Origin of the sequence: Vibrio sp. 10N.261.55.C5, assembly GCF_041470505.1 — a bacterium.
GTDB lineage: Bacteria > Pseudomonadota > Gammaproteobacteria > Enterobacterales > Vibrionaceae > Vibrio > Vibrio crassostreae_C.
This window is the reverse complement of the sequence record NZ_JBFRMS010000055.1, coordinates 26037-45635: the sequence shown is the minus strand read 5'-3', so window position 1 is coordinate 45635 and position 19599 is coordinate 26037. Positions and strand designations below refer to the sequence as shown.

The following is a 19599-nucleotide window of genomic DNA, read 5'->3' as shown; positions in this document are numbered from 1 at the left end:
AGAAAAAGGACGCCTTATGTTTTCCTCCTCACGCAGTGGCTTATCCTCCTTATTTCAAGAGGCCAAGCAAGCCCAAAACCACCTTCACCATGAACTGCCGTATCGAGACTACGATCCCATTGAGCAGGTGTTCGACAATACTCACTCTCGCGGTTTTGGTTTTAAAATCAGTCTCCTTGGGGGCGCTAACGACGATTTAATTCAGTCGTTAAGCCACCTTATGGGGGATTTACCCGCAGGGGATAAATGGGATTATCAAGTGCAGCTTTTTGGTCACAACCGAGTGGCGCACTATCTTGAAGGGAACCAAGCCCTACTCAGTCTGCGGGGCGGTATCTGTCAGAAAATGGCCAACGATGACGCCATTTACGCCCACTACGCGGCGCAACACGGGTTTCTACATAGGCAAAAAAACAATCGCTTTGATTTGCGCGACTACGACGCATTCTTTTTTGTCTCCACCACGGAAAAAGACCCACAAGAGCTGCTTGATGCGAGAATGACTCTAGAAACGGGGCTGGCGCAGCTTGGTTTTGATTTACTGCCCGTCACGCCTGAGGGACTGTTGACCAGCGTCGGTGATACCTTAAACTTTGATAAACGCCAAGACAGACCCAATGAAAAAAGCTACAACCCATTAGAACCTTTGAACCTGCAAGCGTTATCTCCCGATACCGAAGCGTTAACCCATCGTGGTCATATCGCCACCCGTCATACCAATGACCAAGGGGAAGAGGTACGCACACGCCTTGTTCATTTAGGGCTTTCTCGATTGCCTAGTGATTATCGCTTGTACGCCTTACCAGAAGCCTTTTCTTCAATCCGTAATGTGTCGCGTAACATCACTTGCCCTCATCGCGTTACCTTGAGTTTTCGCAATGAGCCAACCGGTAAGCAAAATGCGGATAACGATAACAAGATAAAAGACTTAACCAAGACGGTGAACAGCCAAATGGCGATACTCGCGCCCATGGCTGAAGATGAACTCAAAGAGCGCAAAGCCTTGCAAAAAGGGTTGTTGTCTAAAGAGTTCACCATTGCATCTATGGTGCTCACGGTCTCGCTGATGACCGATAAAACCCACCAGAAAAAAGACACCCAAGCGGCGAAGGAGTCATTTAGCCATGCTGGCCTTGACATCATTCCACTGAAAATGAATCAGCCACAAGCGCTGCTCTCCATGTTGCCTTTTATGATGAGTGAAGGATTATGGGGCGATTGTAAAAAAGCGGGGCGCGTTCGTACCTTAAAGAGCTCTAACCTGGTGAATTTCTTTCCGCTCATCATGGACTTTAGCCAGCTCAAAGGGGGCGTATTGCTGCCCACTATGCGCCAACAAATTTCGTTCTTTAACCCTTTCACCTGTGGCAGTGATAACCAAAACATCGCCCTGACGGGAGGCTCAGGCGCAGGGAAAAGCTTCCTAGTCCAAGAAATCGCTGAAACGGTTTACGCCATGGGTGGTAAAGTGTGGATCCTCGATAAAGGAGCCAGCTATAAAAAGCTGACCCTGAGCCTTGGGGGGACCTACATGACCCACGCCAACATCTTCTTAAACCCGTTCACGCATTTAGGCGCCATGCAAAGTGCTGAGTTTGAGTTTGTGGATGATGACGGCAGACCTGTCGATCCCATGATGGAAGCGCTCGATAATATCACAGCGTTGTTTGCCACCATCGCGTCACCCTACGTACCACTGACGGCGTTTCAACAAAGCGTCTTAGGCGATGCGATAGTGACGGCATGGGAGCGTAAAGGTCATCAAGTCTTGGTGGATGATGTCAGAGACGCCTTGATTGAGATTGCTGGAGAAGAAAGCGACCGACGCATTAAAGACATAGCGGTGCAACTGAAAAAGTTCTGCACAGATGGCATGTACAAAGACGTGTTCAACAAGCCATCCATGCTCGACCCCAATGTGGAAATCACCACGCTTGAACTCGATGGGTTCCCGCCTGCTGTGCTCAGACCCGTGATTTTTGCTCTCATGGTGTCGATTAACCAGCAGATGTACCTGGCTGGATCTCGCTCTACCCCAAAGCTGTGCATCATTGAAGAGGCCTGGAGCCTCCTCTCTGGGGCAAACGAGCAAGCGAGGGAGTTCATCAACACCGGTTATCGCACCGCCCGTAAGTTCGGCGGCGCTTTTTGTACGGTGACTCAAGGGATTGAAGACTTCTTTAGTAACGAGGAAGCCAAAGCCTGCTACAACAACTCAGACATTCACATCATTCTTCGTCAAGGGGAAGGGTTTGATAAGTATCTGCTCCAAAACCCGGATGCCTTCTCACCGTTTGAGCAGCGCATCATTAAAAGCTTCGCCCCGTCTGTTGAAGCAGGATACAGCAGCGCGCGCATCAAAGCGGGTGGCCATGTCACCTATCACCGCTTTTTCGCCTCTCCGGTGAAACGCGCCATGTTCTCAACCGAGCCTAAGGAGTTTGAGTATTGTGAAAATCTTTATAAACAAGGCCAATCACTGGAGCGCGCCATTGAGCAAACCTCCAGGCACTTTTATGGCAAAGACATTGACGCCTTTAATCAAGCCATTGGGGCAAGCACTTAGTTTGCTGCCTTTTATCCTCGCAGCAGGCATGGCCACTTTTAACACTCACGGGAAAGCGCTGGGGCAAGTCGCCCCGGTCTTCCCTATCGGTGAAATCGACATGCTGGAATGGATACACCAAAGACTGAAAGGGTTTGAGGCCAGTGGTCAATTGGCGGACATGCAAAACGAGTTCACTGAGCGCGCCCTGCAAAGCATTGAAAACCCGCCGCCGGTTGCAGGCTTAACCACCACAACCGATCCCCGCACCTTTTACGTAGATCCAAGCATCACTCTCCCTAAAGACATCATCGCCCCCACCACGGGGGCCGTGATTGCCAAAGCGGGCACCAGAGTGAACCCCTTTGATAGCCGCACTTGGCCAAAGGTAGACGGTCAAGACGTTTTGCCTCTATTTGAGCTCAGTAAGGTACTGGTCTTTTTTGATGCCAGAGACGCGCAGCAACGAAGGTTCGCCAGCGAGTATCAAAACGCCAAGCCAATCAAGTGGGTGCTGACGGGAGGCAGCCCGAATAAAATGGCGACCTTACTTGATGCAAGAATGTATTTTGCGCAGCAAGGCCACTTAACCCAATCGCTTAACATCACTCACGTCCCGGCCATTGCCTATCAAGATGGCACGCGCTGGCGCATCGATGAAGTGAACGTATCGGGTTTGCAGCCCTTGGAAGTAGAGCAATGATAATGAAATGGCCTTAGAAGTGCGCGCCTCCCCTTGATCATGCTTCCAATATCACTTCTTTTTCTATTAACCAAGCTCGCTTTTGGCTGCGATAATGTGGCGAAGCCTGTTGTCGAGACAAAAGGAGTCCACCATGACTCAACGACACTTGCGTTTACTGTTGTGCTGCCTATTGGTTTTTATTGCCCCATCAACCCTAGCAGCCAGTGCGGCGTGTAAAAGCCGTTTTATTAACCCCATTACCGATATTTGTTGGGATTGTTTGTTCCCGATGACAATAGGCTCATCCACGGTCATGCCGTCCAAATATCCAGACACCAATAACCCCACAATGCCTATCTCTTATTGCCCGAAACCGCCGCCTATCTTTGTGCAAATCGGCATCAACATTGGCTATTGGGAGCCTTATGCCTTAACCGATATCACGCGCGTCCCTTATTGTATGGTGAACATGGGCGTGCAAATGTCAGGCGCCAACACTCAGCGTATCGGTGGTCGCGTGACCGCTCGTGACAGTGACAGCAGTGACGGAGGTTTTTATCACGCCCATTGGTATAAGTACCCCATCATTTATTGGCTACAACTGATGCAATCCACCGCCTGCATGGCCACAGATGTGTTTGATGTTGCCTACATGACGGAAATTGACCCACTTTGGGACGACGATGAGTTATCCCTCATTCTCAATCCCGAAGCGTTACTGTTTGGTAACCTAGTGGCTCAGCTTGCGTGCGTGCCCGAAGCCATGTTGACCTCCACTAACACGGCCTTACCTATTGATGCGTTATTTTGGTGTTTAGGCTCACAGGGCAGTGCCTATCCGCTTACTGGCACCACCAACTATCGAGACACGCCCATCCAGGCGGCGACACTCTTGATGCAAAAGCTTAACTACAAACTGCATCGACAAGGGATCATCTGGGAGACGCGCGGCGAAGATGGCGCGATTTGTTATCAATATCCCGATCCTATTTTGCCAAAATCTCGTTATCGGTATCAAATGTCGGGCCCTATTCCCGATGCCGCCTGGTGTCACCCGTACACCACCACGACCACGCTCTGGGAAGCCGGCCATGACAATCCGGTCACAGGGGATAACTTTGGTTTTGTACAATGGCGAAAGCGCAACTGTGTCTTTTTATAAGGTGAAGCGATGATGCCCAGACCTACCCACAAAAATGAGACTGACCTATTCCTTGCCAGTCACCCTGACTCCCTTACCGATTTTTTAAAAATAGATCTCGCCAACCACAAGCACATTTACTGCTGTTTCCCGCTCTCGCAGTTTTGCTTCTCGTTTTGTCGCGATCTCAATGCTCGTCAGGGGCAGTCAATCAGCTGCCAAAACGCTCACACCCTCTACCCACCCTTTCAGCGGCCATAATGAAGAGGTTACTATGACCATTCCATCTTTTGAGAGCACCTTTAGGCGCTCTCTTGTTTTTCTGTGTTTTTTTATCGCGTTACCCACCCAAGCTTACACAGAGCAAGAGCTCAAAGCTTTTGCCAAGCTTGAGCAAAAAATGACTCAACAACCGGAGGCGGCGAAGGCGGGGGCCACTGACGACATACAAAATAAAGCCCAGGCTTATCGAGAAGAAGCGCTGACTTTCAGCCGCAACGTTCAAGACTTGGTCAAAGAAGAGACTCTTTCCCCCTTGCTAGGAAGACAAAAGCCCACGCGCCACCCTGACCAAGCCCCAAAAGGGGTAATGGTGTTTGTGTCACTCACCATGCCCAAGATCGCGCTAAAACAGCTTCTGATGCAAAGTGAACACTTAGGCGTGCCACTGGTGATACGCGGTGTCTTACCCGAAGGTTTTCCGGCCACGGTCAAGCGGATCGAGGCCTTGATACGCTCACCCAATAAGGCGCCCATTCAAAGCGGCTTTTCCATCAGCCCCGATTGGTTTAAGCAATTTGATATTCACCACGTACCGGCCTTTGTTTCGGTCAAACAAAACCGCTGCTTACCTAAGCAGCCTTGCAAAGCCAGTGACTACGACATCCTTTACGGCAACATTTCACTTTACCAAGCTCTGGATTACCTCGCTGCCGGGGATGCGCAGCAAAACATTCACCCGCTGCTGCGCACGCTCTATTCCCAATAACCCTCTCTCACCCCAACTTTTGATGAGGTGCTCCTTATGCGCATTAACCTCTGGGCTGCGCTCACGCTCAGTTTTTTATCTACTCTCGCTCTTGCCAGCGAACAACACACCTTTACTGAGAGCGCCAATTGGGCGAAGCAAACGGCAAGCCAAACTCTCACGCCTCATGCGCTCCCGCTCAATGTCGATGACTATTGCAAAGACGCCACGTGTCGACAAGAGATCCGCCGTCCAAAAGAATCCACACTGTCTGACAGTGAGATCAATGCACAAAAAGGGACAGAATTTGTGACCAATGAACTGGCTCAAGACATCAACGCGAACTTCAATAAAGGTCGACCCGATGTTAAAGACGACCCGGCGATGCGCTTTGCCTTACTTGGCCAAGAGAATGCTTTTGAAATCACTCATGGCATCTCAAATGCCTATGTGGATTGTGAGAGTGGCTCCCAGTGCGTCATTGATAACATCGCAAAGCAATGTCACCGGCCGACTCACAACCCAGTACCGTGTGAAAAATTCCCCGTCGCCTCCGTGAGCCTCAGTGAAGTACTCTACCGCTGTCCATCCGGCTGGACACTGCAAGGGGAGGATTGCCAACGCCCTCTCCCACAATGCCGATACAATAATGACAATTACGTAAGGCGAACGGGGGGAACCCGAGCTTTTTCAGGATCAGAAACCGCGTATTTGTGGGATAACCAGATTGTCTCTCCCAGGCAAGGCTACACGATTGGCGATTTAAAACAGACCGACCACATTGTCTGGAAAAGTAGCGAATACTGGGATAAACGCTACCAGATTTGTCGCCCCACCATACAGACGATGAAAGCTCCCTTGAGTTGTTCAAGCGGGTTCACCTTATCCGGGGGGAACTGCATCAAGAACAATATGACCTGGCGAACACAATGCAGCCTGATGAACTCGTGCAATGTCACTAATCAGCAATGCATTGAAGGTCGAGCCACCCGCACCATTAATGGCATTCCGACCACGCTCGATTGCTGGAAATATCGGGTCAACCATCAGTGTGACCGACCGGATACCTGCGCAGCTCTTCCGAAAGACTGTACGACTCAAACTCGACATTGCAGCCTTAAGCAAAATGGGGTGTGCATCGAGCAAGAGGTCACAAAGAGCTGTGCTGAGAAGACATGCCGAGCCACTGACCTGCAATGTGGTGAGCACTCCTTCTGTCTTGACGGAGAGTGCTATGTGCCCGAGCCCAAACTTAACGGCAACTTTGACAAGTCCGTCGCCGCGCTAGCGGGGCTTGCCGAAGCCGTGAAAGACATCGGAGACCCACCCAAAATATTCACGGGTAAGCCGATGAAGTGCAATAAGAAACTCGCGGGTTTTAACGATTGTTGTAAAGACTCAGGATGGGGGCAAGGATTGGGAGCGAAATGCAGCGAAGCGGAAGAAGCGTTGGGGAAAGCCAAAGAGAAAGGCTTAACCCTGTACGTGGGGCAATACTGCGCCAAGAAAGTGCTGGGTGTCTGCACACGTAAAAAGCGCAGTTACTGCGTTTACGACAACAAGCTAGCCAAAATCATTCAAGAGCAAGGCTCTATTCAGCAACTGGGTAAACGGTTAGGCAGTGCAAAAAATCCCACCTGCGCCGCCATTACTCCCGAAGAACTGGGTCAAATCAACTTTAAGCACATTGATTTTAAAGAGTTCTACCCAGAAATGCGAGCCAACACCAACCTCCCCAACTTTGATGAAATCAAGAAACGACTTCAAAGTGCCACGGGCGGATAACCACCTCGACTGAACCAAGGTCTATGATGATGAAAAAACACTGCTTGGTGTCATTACCCTGGCGCTGCTGACTCACCTTCACCCAGCGCCTCCGCCTCAAACTTTCACAGCTTTGCTTCACTCCCCTATAGTTGTTTTTTCATAAGAGCCTCTGCGGTATAAATATCCCTATTCATTAAACGCCCAATTTCGAAAGCTGCAGCAATACGATAGTGTGTAACTTTTTGTATTTTTCGTCCCTTTGATCCTATTTAACATACACACCTCAATGACCAGGAAGGACATCGTTATGTTTATCAAACCCTTTCAAACTTTTTTGCTCGACACCTTGACGCTTTTACGACTCATTCCAAGTGACGTGATACACATCAAACAGCTTGACCGCTATCCCGACATCACGAAAAGGCTGGATGAATATCGAGAGCTGATAGAGAACATTGAGAAGCAGACCCACTACTTTAGCAGTGAGCAAGGCATCTGGTCGAAACACCACGCTTTGCTGCACGATAAATACCTTCAATACTTACTCACGTTGCGCAATCCATCCCCACAGCAGATGCGCCACTTACGCGAAAGACCCAAGTGTTTAACCTCATAATCGCTTTATCTCACTTAACCAAGGTCTATGATGATGAATAAAACACTGCTTTGCGTCATTACCCTAACGCTGCTTGCCCACCTCCCACCCACTCTGGCTCATGAAACCCCTCTAGGGTGGCGATGGTACAACGAGCCTAAGGCAAGGCCCGACAAACCCAAACCTAAGCCGCTACCAAGCAACACGCAAACCACAGTATCAAGCCCTAAAACCCTATCGGCCACCGAACAGATGGACTGGTTTCACTCCGTGCATATTGAGGCGCAAAACGACGCGGTCATTCATCCCAAAGATAAAGACAAGCTCGCGAAGTTTTTAGCGTTAAATCATTTTATCACGGACCAAACCGACCAATTGGGCATGACCTTTAAAGCGCTGCTGCTCGAAAGACCGGAGTTTTCTTACACCAAAGACCATCCGACCGAGCAAGCAGCAAGACAGGTGTATTTAGAGTTAGAGGAGAAAAAGAAAACCGCGGCGGTTGAAAATATGAAGCAAGACGGATGGGGCTTTTTCTTTGTCTATGACGGGGAAGATACACTGAGCCAGCAACTCGCCCCATCCATTCAAGCGTTTGCTGACCGATACCATTTTGAGCTACTTGGGATCAGTAATGACGGAACCTTCATCACTCACCTCAAAGAAAACCGCCACAATCAAGGCAAAGTCTCGGTGCCTTTTACGCCCGCCTTAATTTTGGTGCAGCCAAGCACTGGAGAGATGAAGCCACTGGCGTACGGCTGGATAAGCCAAAATGATTTAATTGGACGCTTTTACAATGTCGCCACCAATTTTGAGCAATCGGATTTTTAAAGCAACTTCGTCCATGCCGCTCTCTTAAAGGATGTTCACTCTCTTTTATTTCTTCCTAAAACGTCAGGAGGCGCTATGCCATTTCTTCGTACCCTTGTGCTGGCTTTTTTGATTCATGCAACCACCGCACATGCTGCTATGCAAAACCAATATGCCCTGGTGTTCTTTTTTGAAAGCACCTGCCCGTACTGCCATAAGACAGCTCCTAAAATCACTCGCCTTGGCGAACGATTTCAATTACCGGTTTACGCCTTCTCTGTTGATGGACCAGGCATTCTAGGGTTTGAGGTCCCTATTCCTGTCACACCAGAGATAGGCAAAACCTTTTTTCCAGGCCAGAGGAAAACGGTCATGCCTGCGACCTTTTTAATGAACGTCAACAGCCGTAAATTCTCACGTCTGAGCATTGGAGACGTCCCAGAAAGCACGCTGGCTCATAGCATTCAGAACGCCCTTAACGATCCGCGTGTGCAGGAGGCGCTGCAATGAAGCGATCACTTTTCCACCACTTATCCACCGTTTCGGTGCATAAGCGAGTTATTCCTTTCGTTCTTATCAGCTTATCAAGCGCTAGCCACGCCGACACCAACCACTCACTGGCGCGTTTTTTTGATAACTCAGGGTATAACGCCAACGTCTCAAACCCAACGGCTTACCAAGGGCAGTCGGCCAACTACTACACCGGTGGCAGTTTGTTTGTGCGTAATCAAATTGTCGATGCACAATTGGTCAGCGTCACGGTCCCTTCAATCAGTACGGGATGCTCTGGCATTGATATGTTTATGGGAGGATTTTCACACATCAGCTCAGACCAACTGGTGAAACTGGGCAAAGCGATTATTCATAATGCTCCTCCTTTTATTGTCAATTTAGCCCTGCAAACCTGGGCGCCGCAGCTCAAACAAAACCTGGATAATCTCCAAGCCAGGCTCGACAAATATCTCAATCAATCGGTGAACTCTTGTGAAGCCGCGCAAGCGTCCATCGGTGGACTGGCCGCCTTTGCTTTGCCCGCCACCAAAAAGCACGTCTGCGCGGCCCTCGGCACACAAAACAATGCCTTCTCGGATTGGGTGCAAGGTCAGCAGGAATGTGGCGCAGGAGGCAAGGCGGCCGGTCAATTAGCGAACGCCAAAAAGGATCCAGCGCTAAAAGATATGACCCAAACCCATCACAACGTGGTCTGGTCTGCGATCATGAATAACGCTTTTTTGTCCTCCGACAAAAATCTAGCGCAATTTATGATGAGCTTGTCAGGCACTTACGTGTACGACAAAGACGGCAACCCGCGTTACTACCCTAGCCTTTTGACCGACAACAACAATCTGGTCAATGTCTTGCTCGAAGGGGGCAAGTCTGACGTTTATCAGTGTCGCAAAACAGCCCCTGATGCGTGCATTACCATTACCAAGCGCAATAACCTCTCCATCACTCAAGCCAACGGGATTCAAAACCAGATACGCAAACAACTGGACTCGATACTGCAAAAGATAGCCACCGACCAAAGACTCACGCGTCAACAAGAGGGCTTTCTGGAGCTGATTCAAACGCCGGTACTCAAGTTCTTTATTGACGACTTATCCGCCAAGCAACCCCCCGATACCAGCAACTACTCGCGAATGATAGCGGTGGAGCTGCTTAATCAGTACCTCGTGAGCATGTTAAATGTTGCCAGCCAATCCTTAGCCAACACCAACAACAGCCAGGATGACATCGCCCTCATCACTCGTGATATCGATAACGCCAAACGCTTTACCGCGGGGCTTGCCGATAAAGCCATTGAAGCGCTCAACAAACGCAATCAACTGATTGATTCGCAGAGAAAAACCGCGCTGCAAAGCACAAATGAAATCAGCACGACCACCAAACCTGCGCAAGCTTATGGGAACTGACCTATGATACTCGAATATTACACTTACACTTCCGGCGAAGTGGTCAACAAAGCCTTTAATGCGCTGGCCACTTTTTTTAGAACCAATACCTTTGGGGATTACTTACAGATGTGCATGATGCTGGGGCTTGTTACCAGTTTGTTTATCTTCATGCTGTCACGGAATCCCAAAGACCTCATCAAATGGATGGTGGTGTTCTTTGCTGTGCCCCTGTTTCTAATCAATATGAAAGCCGACATGCTTATCATCGATAAGACGCAACCGGGTAAGGCTTACAAGGTGGATAATGTCCCTTACCTCGTGGCCGTGCCTACTTACTTTTTCTCTTCTATCATGGTGGGGATGGCCGAAGGCGTGGAAGGCATTTTCACCACCTCTGACGATGAGCGTTATGGTCGGACTGGGATGCTGTTTGGCTCTGAGCTTTATCAGCTCTCAAGACAATCCAGAATCAATGAGTTGGCGCTACAAAAGCTCTGGCGAGACTACTTTCATAACTGCATGATTGGGGATGTGAGAATCAACGGGAAATACACCTGGGATGAACTCTTTGCCGCGCCTGATATTTTTGCCTTTCTAGACGGCGTTAGGCAAAGCCCACTGCGCGCCCTTTTTCTTGATGAAGGGGGCGGTCAAAGCACCTACAAGCGGTGCGAAGAAGCCTACCCTATCATCAAGCAGCGCTTTAATGATGCCGCAGATAAAAACATGAGTTTGTTAGCGCATCAATTGCTCGGCAAAGACGCGGACCGTTATAAACCCCAAGTGGTGCAATCGTTGCAGCGCAGCTACAACAAATTTTTTGCCATCAGTACCAGCGCGTCCAACACCATCAAACAAAATATGTTGATGAACGAGCTGCGCTATAACCTTGATAGCCTAGACCCAACGCAAGCCGCGCTCAATTACGCCTATACCACCAATAAACTGCAAACCACCTCGATGTGGGCGTCATTGGGCTTAATGGCGAGAGAATACTTGCCGATGCTCCATACGATGATGTTTATGTTGTTCGCGTGTTTGGGCTTCTTTGTTGCCGGGGCGGCAGTCATTCCTGGCTTAACCATGATGGTGCTCAAAAACTATTTTGGCACGTTTGCCTTTTTGGCCACTTGGCCAGCCTTGTTTGCCATCATCAACGGCTTTCAGCTTTGGGGGCTGGAGTCTCTGTCTACGGATGTCTCGGGGAAGTTCGGAGGGCTGGTGCTCTCCAACGCGAATACCGCGGATGAGCTTCACAGTCGCTTCGCCTGGATGACCGGTATCTTGATGGTAGCCGTCCCTATGATAGCCAAAGGGATTTTAAAAGGCGGTCAAGAAGTCCTGTCGAGCATGAACTATCAGCTATCGAGCATGATTAACTCGACCAATGCTAGAGCCAGTGCTGCGGCTTCCACGGGTAATCTGGATTTTGGCAGTATGCAGATTGACAACCACAGCATGAACAACACGCATGCCAATAAGTTTGATACAAATACCCTAACCAACCAGGGCCACACCTACACCCAAAACCCAGACGGCTCGGTGACCACACAACACGGAGATGGGCGCACCACCTACGACAGCTCACAAACCACCAGTCGCGGCAACATCAGCGCCAACACGCAAAGCATGCTGCAAGAGAGTGTGGCGAATGCCCGTAGTCACACAGCGCAAAACCTAGAGCAAAATAGCACCCAACTGGGTCAAACTATCCAAGGAGGCGCCGCGCTGAGCGACCGCTGGCATGACAGTGTGAGTAAAAACCTGGCTTACGGTGAAGGCAGCACCAGTGGCTTTAACACTCAAGTCAGTCAAGGCATGAATGACATGCAAACAGCGGTTGACAGCGTGATTCAACAAACGGGTTGGACGAAAGACCAATCAAAAGCTTACCTGCAAAGTGTCTATGGCGGCTTCGAGGGCGGCGTAGGCACAGGCAAAGGGGCATCGCCATTCAATTTAGGCGCCAGTGGCGGCGTGAAATGGTCTGATGATGAACGTACGGCTTACAGCAAGATGAATACCGAGCAAAAGCAGCAGCTTGAGCAAGCCACGAAACAATACACCGAAGGGGCCAATGCCGTGACCAGTGCCGGCACGCAGGTGGATAATAAAGACACACGAACGTCGGTTGAGCAGTTTGCGCATGATTTTGCGATTAACGCTAGCAACACCAAATCTCTTGGTGCTAGCGTGATGCAAAGCCAATCGGACTTGAACGCCCTCTCAAACACCCAAACGCGCCTAGACTCTGGCAGTGCCAGCTTTACGGCCAACGCGATTCAAGGCTTCCAGAATTACTTGGAACGACAAGCAAAGCCAGAAGACGTCCAACGCCTGATGACCGCCCATCAACCGGAAGATATTGCTGATGCTAAAAAGTCTTGGCAAGAATTCACTCGCACTGAAGCGTTCGCCACCATGGCGGGGCTCGATGGTGACGCGGCAAAAATTGTGGGCAAAATGAACCAAGCGCACCAAGCCACCACACCGACAGGGCCACTTACCCTCTCACCGGAGCAAAACAACACGATGGAGAAAGAATGGGGGAGTACCGTCGATACCGTGGCTGCTACCCGCACGGCTATGCTGCACAACAATGAAACGGGCGGACTGTTTAATCAAGAGCGCTTTGATGGTGTCACCGATGAAGTGAGGTATCAACAAGAGGAGGCGCAGAAACCCATCAGCAAACCTGAGCCGATGATTAAACTGACCATCGCGTCGCAAGTCGAAGAGGAGGTCACTCCACCCGAAAGGACGGAATACGTCACCTCCGACCAAGCCTATCCAGCAACGCCAAGATACACAAAAAAACCGAAAACATAATATTGATCTCGGTGCATAAAAAAGAACTTTATGCACCGCCTAAATACTGGTATTATGAACAGGTTTCTAAAGGGAGAGTGACCATGAAAACAGTCTTACCATTACTGCTACTTACCTGTGCGAGCGTGCAAGTGCAAGCTCAACCCCGCTCTCCTGAGCTCACTCAACTGCTGAGCGAGATACACGAGCAGTACGAGCTCGCGGTAATAAATAAAAGACCATATTCCCAAGACCTGCCAGACATCACCAAACTGCCCTACTTCTTGCAGCACATTGATGAAACAGACACTGTGGGATCCATACGCTTAAACGCCTACCTACAAGGTTTGCATACTGCGTATTTTGGCAGTGCTAATCATCAAAAACGCCTAGGTGGAGGAAGCTGGTTCTGTATGCGTGACACGATGGCGCTCGACCCGAATCGCCATCCTGAGTTTCTTAAAGATATGATCTGGCTGGTGCTTGAGAAAACCGCCAAAAACGATCCACAGAAGTTTAGACGAGATAATTTCGCATCAGCATTCATGGTTTCGACAGAATATATTTTCGAATACGGCTTACAAACCGAATACCCTTGCTACAGCCCTATTCCTAAATCGTTGCAACTGAACGGCTGGAAATATTAATCTCGGCCAAAAACGATACGACTAATATTTTTGCCGCTTAGATACCCCTCAGAGCCTCGTGAGTTTTTATAGAACTTTCGAGGTTTTTGATTTTCAGCGCTCGTTTTATTTCAGACAAAAAAAGCCAGTACGAGAGAATAGGAACGGGTTAAATATCTCTACTCTAGACTAGGTATTCGTTAGCCGCTGCTTGGTAGTTACGATACGACAGAATCGCTTGGTTATCACACTAATTTAGGAAAGGCGATGACACGTTTTTGCCCCAAAGTGAGCCAGAGAGGGATTGAACTCAGTTTCAAACCCTGCAACTTGCCTTACTTTCGCTTAACTATTTTTAAGGCCTAGTAGCAGAGAAGTGAATATTGCTCTCTGGTCTTGTAGGCTCTCGAAGTATAGCTGGTCTAACTCTTCTACCTGAGCGATGGCTTTTTTCGTTAGAGATTCTCCAGTTTTCGAGAGTTTGAGCGAAAAACTACGTGTATCTCTAACGTCTTTATCTTTAATTATGATCTCATTAGCGACTAGAGTCTTCATCGACTTGGATAGTGTCATCTTATCCAAGCCAGTGATATTGACTATTTCTGCTTGTGTTGTTTTGTTTTTATTCTTGTTACACCATAGTATGGAGGCGAGTATAACGAACTGAGTATGATTAATATTTAGAGGCTTGAGGTGCTTCATTACCTCTGAATGCCATTTATTGTAAACAACCCAGAGTTGTAGACCTACGCTGTTCGAAGGGAGTTCGTGCTTAAACATTGTGTTCAGCCCTTTTTTTTAGTCCTTCAAGAGTAGACGGTAGACCTTTATAGATTTTCTTTCCAATGATTTTCCCAAACAAAAAACTAGTTAAACCTGAAAACTTAACTCTATGAATTACTTGAGTTACTTTTCCATTGACCTGCAAATGATGCTCAAATGATAGAACGCAGAATGGTAGTTTACTTGTTACAGTAAAGTGCTTATTTGGTATAGCATCTGCAATTACAATCTGTGATTTAGGTCCATTACTCGGCTTCAGAATACCCTTAGTGCCGATCTTGAATTCTCCCATGAGATGAGAGTAGTCAACTTCTTTATCCCATTGACTCCAATTTTCGACATCGGTATATAACGAATATATGTCTTGAGGTGAGGCTTCAATGCAAATACGTTCTTCAAAAATCATTCTGTTCCATCTCGATTGGAAGTTGGTAAACTAGTTTACTATATTTTGTTATGGGCATGTTTGCAAGAGCAAGTAAGTGTATTTGAATAGGAGGTAGGAGTGCACGCTTAATAACTCTTGTCTATAGACATTTAAAATGGGAACGAAGTTAACAATTTACCGTACCTGTAGTTATTCATTATTTTCTAATTTAGTAAAAGCGCTGGCAAGGTTTTGTCCAAAAATGGTTTATAAAATTGCTAACGATTGCTAACGATTGTGTGAATTTTTACCTATGGCACTTTCTAACTCGAAAGTACCCTTTTCTGCGTTAACGTAATTACTCAGTAGCAGATCACGCTACTGAAATCACCGTACTTTTTCTTATATGCCAAAAGTGTTAAAAAGATATGAGAACATCGATTGATGCTCTCTTAAATATCGGGGAGAGTACTGCTAAATAGTAAACACATTTCAGACACAAAAGGCCGCAATCAGCAGCCTAGTTTAAAATCTACTAATTCAAAGTTAAAGCATCAATTTGAAGCTCTTTAAGTGTGAGATGAAGCTTGGGAGTCTCTGCTTTTGTAAGCAAGCTAAGAACTCATCTTGGCTCATTGGTGGCCTTTTTAATGAAGCTCTTTGTTGCTGAGCAGCCTTAACGCATGCGCTACTGTCCAATTCGAACATATCGCACAGGAACTCGTCTGGATGTATTGCTGTTAGACCTAAAGGATCGAGGGCGCAAGAAGGAAAGTCTTTTAGGTTGAACGTAATGATAGACTCAGCCTGACCTTTAATGGCGGCAGCTACAACATGTCTATCATCAACATCGGGTAAAGTAAGGCCATCAATTAAAGACTCATACCCTTCAATCAAGCAGTCTGGAACATTTGCGTTCATTAACTGTCGAGTTCTTTGCAGTTGTTCTGCATTTAGCTCTGGCCTATTTTTCAGTAGATTTCGAGTCCATTCATCATGTATCTGTTCTGTCCATCGCGCTCTAAACAGGCCAGTATTGGCCAAGTACATTAGGTAGCTTCGGAGTGGAGCTGGGTACATTACACATGCGTCTAGAATTACCGTATATGACGCCATTAATATCCCATATCCATTTCTTGGTCTAATGCAGATAGTTCAGCAAGAGCAGCTAGTCTGTTCTCTTCTAGGCAGTTCTTGTACTCCATAAGATCAGCATGAGCTACCTTTCTACGGTTGCCAGTACGGCTAAACGGAATATCACCTGAATCAAGAAGCTTAATGAAAGTAGGACGAGACATGTTTAGCATATCAGCACCTTCTTGCGTTGTGAGTTCCGCATGAATAGGTGTGATGCTAACAGAGTTGCCTTGACCTAATTGAGTAAGCATCTCGATCATCATATTTAATGCGCTTGCTGGAATAGTTACTTCGTGAGTCTTACCAGACTTATCGACAACGTTAATCCTTTGAGCTTCACCATTAATTTCTATAACGGCTGACAACTCTTGGCTACCAAGCTTAGCCAGTGCCATTTCTTCAGCGCTTGGCAATTTTGTAGCAGTATTCATCGAGTTTCTCTCTAGTTTTTAGTTTCTGATGTCATGGTATACAAATCTTCTTACCATGACATTATCCGAAATATTCGAAAAAAAGTCAATATTCGAAATATTCGAAAGAAAGAGAGTGTCACATTATCGTTGGACTTAGTGCTCGTAGGCGGCCTAGTTTAAGGTCTATCAACGCATGCTTAACTATCTTTAATCATAGTACTTCAATATGTAGTGTATGAGAGGGATTGGTCAGCCAGATGTAGGCTAACTGATTGTTTATCAAACCATGTCGGTTCCAGTTCTGCTCGGATAAGCTTTTTTAAATGGTCTTTGTTGATTGGGGTTAGTTGGTCATTCATATAAGTTGGAGGTCATAAAGAACTTTATCATTCTGACAAATTTACCATGAAATCGCCTTGAAATCAGGCGACGCGGGAAAATACGAATACGATGGATCACCTCCCAGCGCAATAAGCAACGGGGACATTTTTAATAAAAGGCTCAAAGCCATTCGTTTCTAAAAACACTCGACCAATCACTGTCCGGTGATACCCATCATCAGCATAAAGCTCACCATCTCTATTACTCAGAGACCAATTTCACCTTTCTTCTTCAGAAAAATAGTAATCAGGATTGCTTTGAAGTTCTCGAACATAACGCTGACCACGTTCGAGACCGTGGTCAGCGCAAGGAAATAAAACCACCCAAGTTTTGCCAACATGTCGGGGCTCTAGACTCCCCACCCCGTCGGAGAGATTAACATCCGTGTCTAACCTTCTGCATGCGTAAATTTTTTCATATCAGAGCCCTACACAGCAATACCATTAGCCAACAACCGTTCAATTGTTGGCCAGCTTATCTGCATACGCAGGTAATTATCTAAAAAGTACTCCATTTCACTCTCAAGGAACCACGATGCCTAGACCTAAACGCGCGTCCGGCAACCACTTTACCCGTGGCGGACAAATTACTTTTCACTCCATTCGGATGTTCTTTCAAGTCAACAATACCTTAGTCTACGCCGCCATTTGGTCGGTGATAGCGCTCACTGGCGTTCTTACCTGGCTACGCGCGCCCGATAACGCCTTTTGGTCTGTGTTCTACTATTGGCGCAATCATATCTATGCCAGCCTTGGACACGATCTTAACAGCGAAGTCACGACTTTCTGGAGCGGGACACGCTACATTGGCACGCTCGCTTCCCAACTGGACAACACCCAACTCATCAATCTCTACGATAACGTGATACGCCAAATACAAATCAACTTTTTGATTGGCATCGGTATTGCTTTCACCATCTTAATGCTCGCCATGACTTTCTTTAAACGACAAGGCGAAAAACAAAGTGAAGATTTTCACGTCCGAGGTTTTCAATACGCAGAGCCCAAAGTACTCACTAACGACTTAAAAAAACGGGCAAAGAAACTCAAAAAACAGGGCGTAGGTAACGGACGGATTTCTGATTTCAAAGTGGATGGGCAGGCCTTATTTAAACATGAGTTTGAAGTTCAACATATGCTCATCGACGGCACCACAGGGGCAGGTAAATCCGTCATGCTTCGTAAACTATTACGCTGGATACGTAAACGTGGAGATAAAGCCATTATTTATGATAAAGGCTGTACCTTTACCAGTAAGTTCTTTGACCCTACCCAAGACACCTTACTCAATCCCTTCGATGAACGCTGCGCCAATTGGGATGTGTGGTGTGATGCGAAAGAAGCCCCTGACTTTGAAAATATAGCCAGCGCACTTATCCCGCAACATGGCGAAGGCGATCCGTTCTGGGTGGATTCCGCTCGGACTATTTTTTCGAGTGCGGCGTATCGCATGAGCCAAGATGACAAGCCCTGCTCGACCGCAAGGCTGCTCAGTCTGATACTCACGTCTGAACTTGAAACCCTGGGTAATTTCCTGCAAGGCACAGAGTCTGCGTCCCTGGTCTCGAAAGACATCAAAAAGACGGCCATCTCCATTAAGTCGGTGCTCGCCACCTACATCAAGAGCCTACGATTTTTGGATGGATTGGATGACAAAGACGCGAAAGGAAAGCCCAAACGCAAACCGTTTTCTATCACCGATTGGGTGCAAGACGATAAACAAAAAGGCTTTTTGTTCTTATCCAGTAACGCGCAGCAACACGCCTCTCTGCGTCCTTTGATTTCGACTTGGCTTGCCATTGCTTCTAACGCTATCTTGGGACTCAAAGACGATGAAGATCGCCGTATCTGGGTGATTATGGATGAAATGCCAAGTCTGCATAAACTGCCTGAGCTTGACACCATCATTGCCGAAGTGCGTAAGTTTGGAGGCTGTTATGTGATTGGTCTCCAGTCTTATGCTCAGCTCGTGAAAACCTACGGCAAAAACACCGCGGACGTCATTTTTGACTTACTCAACTCCCGTTTTTACTTTCGTGCCCCCTCCGCGCAAATGGCGCAAATCTCGTCAAAAGATTTAGGTGAGCAAGAGGTGGACGTGTCAATAGAGCACATTTCTTACGGTGCAAATGCGTTGCGTGACGGGGTATCGATTGGTCACCAAACCGTCACCCGCCCTGTTGTCTCTAGCAGTGAAATACAAGCCATGGATGATTTGCAATGTTACCTTCGCGTACCAGGAAGCAGCTTTATCACTCAACTGGATTTGCACTTTGATAAGATGCGAGATGTGACACCGGCCTTTATTAAGCGTGATTACACCCCATCGCCCGCCATGACCAAGGCGTATCAAAAAGCGATTTACTTTGAGTGTGTCGCCCCAGGTATGCTCCTCAACGAAGAAGAGCGTAACGCACTCACAGAAATCCAAGCCAAGCAATTTGAAACGCCGGAAGAGATGAAGCTGGAAACCGACCAAATCCAACAAGCACAACGAAGTGAGACAGTCAAAGCGTTAGCCAGCAAGGAGTCGGAAAAGCTCAAATCAGACAATGACCATCAAGAGCGCGCGCAACAAGAGCTTGAAGAGTCGGCGATATCTCAAGATATCGAGATGGACTCTGGAGAAATGGTAGAATAAATAGCCATTGCGCTTTAAGGAACTTAAATCCCCTCT

Annotated in this window: 16 protein-coding genes; 12 read left to right on the top strand and 4 right to left on the bottom strand. The window is 47.7% G+C overall.

Annotation, left to right across the window (positions count from 1 at the left end):
* Positions 1 to 16 precede the first annotated feature (16 nt).
* The 11 genes from traC to AB4263_RS19635 all read left to right on the top strand — a co-directional run bounded on the left by traC (position 17) and on the right by AB4263_RS19635 (position 13863).
* Positions 17 to 2566: a type IV secretion system protein TraC gene (traC, locus tag AB4263_RS19685; protein WP_372098761.1), complete on the top strand. Its 2550-nt coding sequence runs from the start codon at positions 17 to 19 to the stop codon at positions 2564 to 2566.
* Positions 2517 to 3248 (top strand): type-F conjugative transfer system protein TraW, encoded by a 732-nt coding sequence (gene traW / locus AB4263_RS19680; protein ID WP_372098746.1) that lies wholly within the window; start codon positions 2517 to 2519, stop codon positions 3246 to 3248. The genes traC and traW overlap by 50 nt, the downstream gene beginning before the upstream one ends.
* A 133-nt stretch (positions 3249 to 3381) precedes the next feature.
* Positions 3382 to 4392, top strand: a complete 1011-nt coding sequence (gene traU, locus AB4263_RS19675) for a conjugal transfer pilus assembly protein TraU (RefSeq protein ID WP_048661614.1) — start codon at positions 3382 to 3384, stop codon at positions 4390 to 4392.
* A 253-nt stretch (positions 4393 to 4645) separates the two neighbouring features.
* Positions 4646 to 5359: a type-F conjugative transfer system pilin assembly protein TrbC gene (gene trbC / locus AB4263_RS19670; protein WP_372098745.1), complete on the top strand. Its 714-nt coding sequence runs from the start codon at positions 4646 to 4648 to the stop codon at positions 5357 to 5359.
* A 36-nt stretch (positions 5360 to 5395) separates the two neighbouring features.
* Entirely contained in the window at positions 5396 to 7123 is a 1728-nt protein-coding gene (traN, locus tag AB4263_RS19665; protein WP_372098744.1) for a type-F conjugative transfer system mating-pair stabilization protein TraN, read from the top strand.
* Positions 7124 to 7412: 289 nt separating this feature from the next.
* The gene (locus tag AB4263_RS19660; protein ID WP_048661585.1) at positions 7413 to 7721 is read left to right on the top strand and encodes a hypothetical protein; all 309 of its coding nucleotides are present in this window, start codon (positions 7413 to 7415) and stop codon (positions 7719 to 7721) included.
* Positions 7722 to 7754: 33 nt separating this feature from the next.
* Positions 7755 to 8534 carry a type-F conjugative transfer system pilin assembly protein TraF gene (gene traF / locus AB4263_RS19655; protein ID WP_372098743.1) on the top strand — a complete coding sequence of 260 codons (780 nt, stop codon included), beginning with the start codon at positions 7755 to 7757 and terminating at the stop codon, positions 8532 to 8534.
* Between the two features lie 75 nt (positions 8535 to 8609).
* Entirely contained in the window at positions 8610 to 9023 is a 414-nt protein-coding gene (gene trbB / locus AB4263_RS19650) for a type-F conjugative transfer system pilin assembly thiol-disulfide isomerase TrbB (RefSeq protein WP_048665083.1), read from the top strand.
* The gene (locus tag AB4263_RS19645) at positions 9020 to 10426 is read left to right on the top strand and encodes a conjugal transfer protein TraH (protein WP_048661582.1); all 1407 of its coding nucleotides are present in this window, start codon (positions 9020 to 9022) and stop codon (positions 10424 to 10426) included. Before trbB ends, AB4263_RS19645 begins: the two co-directional genes overlap by 4 nt.
* Positions 10427 to 10429: 3 nt before the next feature.
* Positions 10430 to 13237, top strand: a complete 2808-nt coding sequence (traG, locus tag AB4263_RS19640) for a conjugal transfer mating-pair stabilization protein TraG (protein WP_372098742.1) — start codon at positions 10430 to 10432, stop codon at positions 13235 to 13237.
* An 83-nt stretch (positions 13238 to 13320) separates the two neighbouring features.
* The gene (locus tag AB4263_RS19635) at positions 13321 to 13863 is read left to right on the top strand and encodes a hypothetical protein (RefSeq protein ID WP_280557551.1); all 543 of its coding nucleotides are present in this window, start codon (positions 13321 to 13323) and stop codon (positions 13861 to 13863) included.
* A 324-nt stretch (positions 13864 to 14187) separates the two neighbouring features.
* On the opposite strand, the gene AB4263_RS19630 is transcribed toward AB4263_RS19635, so the two are convergent.
* From AB4263_RS19630 to AB4263_RS19615, 4 genes are all read right to left on the bottom strand, one after another.
* A complete protein-coding gene (locus tag AB4263_RS19630) occupies positions 14188 to 14544 on the bottom strand; it encodes a MarR family winged helix-turn-helix transcriptional regulator (RefSeq protein WP_252306624.1) in 357 nt (118 codons plus the stop codon).
* A 70-nt stretch (positions 14545 to 14614) separates the two neighbouring features.
* Positions 14615 to 15031: an SRPBCC family protein gene (locus AB4263_RS19625; protein ID WP_102464168.1), complete on the bottom strand. Its 417-nt coding sequence runs from the start codon at positions 15029 to 15031 to the stop codon at positions 14615 to 14617.
* 507 nt (positions 15032 to 15538) lie between these two features.
* Positions 15539 to 16108 carry a PIN domain-containing protein gene (locus AB4263_RS19620; RefSeq protein ID WP_171350101.1) on the bottom strand — a complete coding sequence of 190 codons (570 nt, stop codon included), beginning with the start codon at positions 16106 to 16108 and terminating at the stop codon, positions 15539 to 15541.
* Positions 16108 to 16560, bottom strand: a complete 453-nt coding sequence (locus AB4263_RS19615; RefSeq protein WP_171350103.1) for a helix-turn-helix domain-containing protein — start codon at positions 16558 to 16560, stop codon at positions 16108 to 16110. The genes AB4263_RS19620 and AB4263_RS19615 overlap by 1 nt, the downstream gene beginning before the upstream one ends.
* Before the next feature lie 897 nt (positions 16561 to 17457).
* Between AB4263_RS19615 and traD the strand changes: the two genes are divergently transcribed.
* A complete protein-coding gene (gene traD, locus AB4263_RS19610; protein ID WP_372098741.1) occupies positions 17458 to 19563 on the top strand; it encodes a type IV conjugative transfer system coupling protein TraD in 2106 nt (701 codons plus the stop codon).
* The last annotated feature ends 36 nt before the right edge of the window (positions 19564 to 19599 follow it).

What these genes read in the sequence shown, in the direction of transcription:
- traC (WP_372098761.1), top strand. Translation starts at nt 17, where the DNA reads ATGTTTTCCTCCTCACGCAGTGGCTTATCCTCCTTATTTCAAGAGGCC.
- traW (WP_372098746.1), top strand. Translation starts at nt 2,517, where the DNA reads ATGGCAAAGACATTGACGCCTTTAATCAAGCCATTGGGGCAAGCACTT.
- traU (WP_048661614.1), top strand. Translation starts at nt 3,382, where the DNA reads ATGACTCAACGACACTTGCGTTTACTGTTGTGCTGCCTATTGGTTTTT.
- trbC (WP_372098745.1), top strand. Translation starts at nt 4,646, where the DNA reads ATGACCATTCCATCTTTTGAGAGCACCTTTAGGCGCTCTCTTGTTTTT.
- traN (WP_372098744.1), top strand. Translation starts at nt 5,396, where the DNA reads ATGCGCATTAACCTCTGGGCTGCGCTCACGCTCAGTTTTTTATCTACT.
- AB4263_RS19660 (WP_048661585.1), top strand. Translation starts at nt 7,413, where the DNA reads ATGTTTATCAAACCCTTTCAAACTTTTTTGCTCGACACCTTGACGCTT.
- traF (WP_372098743.1), top strand. Translation starts at nt 7,755, where the DNA reads ATGAATAAAACACTGCTTTGCGTCATTACCCTAACGCTGCTTGCCCAC.
- trbB (WP_048665083.1), top strand. Translation starts at nt 8,610, where the DNA reads ATGCCATTTCTTCGTACCCTTGTGCTGGCTTTTTTGATTCATGCAACC.
- AB4263_RS19645 (WP_048661582.1), top strand. Translation starts at nt 9,020, where the DNA reads ATGAAGCGATCACTTTTCCACCACTTATCCACCGTTTCGGTGCATAAG.
- traG (WP_372098742.1), top strand. Translation starts at nt 10,430, where the DNA reads ATGATACTCGAATATTACACTTACACTTCCGGCGAAGTGGTCAACAAA.
- AB4263_RS19635 (WP_280557551.1), top strand. Translation starts at nt 13,321, where the DNA reads ATGAAAACAGTCTTACCATTACTGCTACTTACCTGTGCGAGCGTGCAA.
- AB4263_RS19630 (WP_252306624.1), bottom strand. Translation starts at nt 14,544, where the DNA reads ATGAAGCACCTCAAGCCTCTAAATATTAATCATACTCAGTTCGTTATA.
- AB4263_RS19625 (WP_102464168.1), bottom strand. Translation starts at nt 15,031, where the DNA reads ATGATTTTTGAAGAACGTATTTGCATTGAAGCCTCACCTCAAGACATA.
- AB4263_RS19620 (WP_171350101.1), bottom strand. Translation starts at nt 16,108, where the DNA reads ATGGCGTCATATACGGTAATTCTAGACGCATGTGTAATGTACCCAGCT.
- AB4263_RS19615 (WP_171350103.1), bottom strand. Translation starts at nt 16,560, where the DNA reads ATGAATACTGCTACAAAATTGCCAAGCGCTGAAGAAATGGCACTGGCT.
- traD (WP_372098741.1), top strand. Translation starts at nt 17,458, where the DNA reads ATGCCTAGACCTAAACGCGCGTCCGGCAACCACTTTACCCGTGGCGGA.